Origin of the sequence: Gluconacetobacter asukensis, assembly GCF_014174375.1 — a bacterium.
In the GTDB taxonomy this organism is placed as follows: Bacteria; Pseudomonadota; Alphaproteobacteria; order Acetobacterales; family Acetobacteraceae; genus Gluconacetobacter; species Gluconacetobacter asukensis.
Genome location: NZ_JABEQE010000040.1, coordinates 2501 through 5493 on the forward strand (window position 1 = coordinate 2501; position 2993 = coordinate 5493).

Below are 2993 nucleotides of genomic sequence, written 5' to 3' on the forward strand. Positions count from 1 at the left end.
CCGCGAGCAGGCTTTGATCCGTGGATATCTGAATGGGGCAACCCACCCAGCGATGGGTATCATGATCTGAATACATAGGGTCATGAGGCGAACCCGGGGAACTGAAACATCTCAGTACCTGGAGGAAAAGACATCAATTGAGATTCTGCTAGTAGTGGCGAGCGAACGCGGAACAGGCCAGTGGTCATTTTCGAACAAGCAGAGCGGAATGGAAAGTCCGGCCATAGTGGGTGATAGCCCCGTATGCGTAATGTCTGAAATGATCCTTGAGTAGGGCGGGACACGTGAAATCCTGTCTGAACATGGGGGGACCACCCTCCAAGCCTAAATACTCCCTGGTGACCGATAGTGAACAAGTACCGTGAGGGAAAGGTGAAAAGCACCCCGACGAGGGGAGTGAAATAGACCTGAAACCGAATGCCTACAAGCAGTCGGAGCCTCTTATGGGGTGACGGCGTACCTTTTGTATAATGGGTCAGCGAGTTTCTGTTTGCAGCGAGCTTAAGCCGTTAGGTGTAGGCGAAGCGAAAGCGAGTCTGAATAGGGCGACGAGTTGCTGGCAGAAGACCCGAAACCGAGTGATCTAGCCATGGCCAGGCTGAAGGTGCGGTAACACGCACTGGAGGGCCGAACCCACGCCTGTTGAAAAAGTCGGGGATGAGCTGTGGCTAGGGGTGAAAGGCCAATCAAACTCGGAGATAGCTGGTTCTCCGCGAAATCTATTGAGGTAGATCGTCAGGTGTTGACCCCGGGGGGTAGAGCACTGGATGGGCTAGGGGGGCCCAAAGCCTTACCAAACCTAACCAAACTCCGAATACCCGGAAGTTTAGCCTGGCAGACAGACGGTGGGTGCTAAGGTCCATCGTCGAGAGGGAAACAGCCCAGACCACCAGCTAAGGCCCCCAAATCGTGGCTAAGTGGGAAAGGATGTGGGGATTCCAAAACAACCAGGAGGTTGGCTTAGAAGCAGCCATCCTTTAAAGAAAGCGTAATAGCTCACTGGTCTATTAGAAACCCTGCGCCGAAAATGTAACGGGGCTCAAGCCACGTGCCGAAGCTGTGGGTGCATTCTTTGAATGCGCGGTAGCGGAGCGTTCCGTAAGTCTGTGAAGGAGACGGGGTGACCCTCTCTGGAGATATCGGAAGTGCGAATGCTGACATGAGTAGCGACAAACAGTGCGAGAAACACTGTCGCCGAAAGTCCAAGGGTTCCTGCGCAAGGTTAATCCGCGCAGGGTGAGCCGGCCCCTAAGGCGAGGGCGAAAGCCGTAGTCGATGGAAACCAGGTGAATATTCCTGGGCCTGCCAGAAGTGACGAATGCAAGATGTTGTCAGTCCTTATCGGATTGGATTGGCTTTTTGCGCATTCCAGGAAATAGCTCTGGCATATAGACCGTACCCGAAACCGACACAGGTGGACTGGTAGAGAATACCAAGGCGCTTGAGAGAACGATGCTGAAGGAACTAGGCAAATTACTCGCGTAACTTCGGGATAAGCGAGACCCGTCATTGGGCAACCATTGGCGGGTGGCACAAACCAGGGGGTAGCGACTGTTTAGTAAAAACACAGGGCTGTGCGAAGTCGAGAGACGACGTATACGGCCTGACGCCTGCCCGGTGCCGGAAGGTTAAGAGGAGGTGTGCAAGCACTGAATTGAAGCCCCGGTAAACGGCGGCCGTAACTATAACGGTCCTAAGGTAGCGAAATTCCTTGTCGGGTAAGTTCCGACCTGCACGAATGGCGTAACGACTTCCCCGCTGTCTCCAGCATCGGCTCAGCGAAATTGAATTCCCCGTGAAGATGCGGGGTACCCGCGGTCAGACGGAAAGACCCTATGAACCTTTACTGCAGCTTTGCAGTGGCATCAGAGACATTCTGTGTAGGATAGGTGGGAGGCTTTGAAACCGGGGCGCCAGTTCCGGTGGAGCCATCCTTGAAATACCACCCTGACTGTTTCTGATGTCTAACCGAGACCAGTAAGCCTGGTCCGGGACCCTGCATGGTGGGCAGTTTGACTGGGGCGGTCGCCTCCCAAAGTGTAACGGAGGCGCGCGATGGTGGGCTCAGGTCGGTCGGACATCGACTGTTGAGTGCAATGGCATAAGCCCGCCTGACTGTGAGAGTGACAGCTCGATCAGAGACGAAAGTCGGCCATAGTGATCCGGTGGTCCCGCGTGGAAGGGCCATCGCTCAACGGATAAAAGGTACTCTAGGGATAACAGGCTGATCTCCCCCAAGAGTCCACATCGACGGGGAGGTTTGGCACCTCGATGTCGGCTCATCACATCCTGGGGCTGGAGCAGGTCCCAAGGGTTCGGCTGTTCGCCGATTAAAGTGGTACGTGAGCTGGGTTTAGAACGTCGTGAGACAGTTCGGTCCCTATCTGCCGTGGGTGTTGGAGACTTGAGAGGATTTGTCCCTAGTACGAGAGGACCGGGATGAACAGACCTCTGGTGTACCGGTTGTCGCGCCAGCGGCACAGCCGGGTAGCTAAGTTTGGACGGGATAATCGCTGAAAGCATCTAAGCGAGAAACCCACCTCAAAACTAGGTCTCCCTGAGGGCCGTGATAGACCATCACGTCGATAGGCCAGATGTGGAAGCGCAGTAATGCGTGCAGCTAACTGGTCCTAATCGCCCAATAGGCTCACTCATACCGCCTGGCACCGCCAGGCAAACACACATGCACAGAAATCATCCACGCACACAAAACACACTCTCAAAAAATACACCAACCTCATCACACGCCCATAACACCCCACCACAGGGTGGACTGGACGACCTGGTGGCTATGGCGGGGAAAGATCCACCCGATCCCATCCCGAACTCGGCCGTGAAATGCCCCTGCGCCTATGATACTGCGTCTTAAGACGCGGGAAAGTCGGTCGCCGCCAGGTCTTCCAGTCTACCCAACACCACCGCGGGGTGGAGCAGCCCGGTAGCTCGTCAGGCTCATAACCTGAAGGCCGCAGGTTCAAATCCTGCCCCCGCAA

General features: G+C 55.3%; 1 tRNA gene and 2 rRNA genes (1 of these 3 cut by a window edge). All 3 read left to right on the forward strand.

Going from position 1 to position 2993, the window contains the following annotated elements:
• Positions 1-2655 (forward strand): 23S ribosomal RNA (locus HLH35_RS19515) (it extends 86 nt beyond the left edge of the window).
• Positions 2656-2781: 126 nt separating this feature from the next.
• Positions 2782-2897: ribosomal RNA gene (gene rrf / locus HLH35_RS19520) — 5S ribosomal RNA — on the forward strand.
• Between the two features lie 22 nt (positions 2898-2919).
• A tRNA-Met gene (locus HLH35_RS19525) sits at positions 2920-2993 on the forward strand.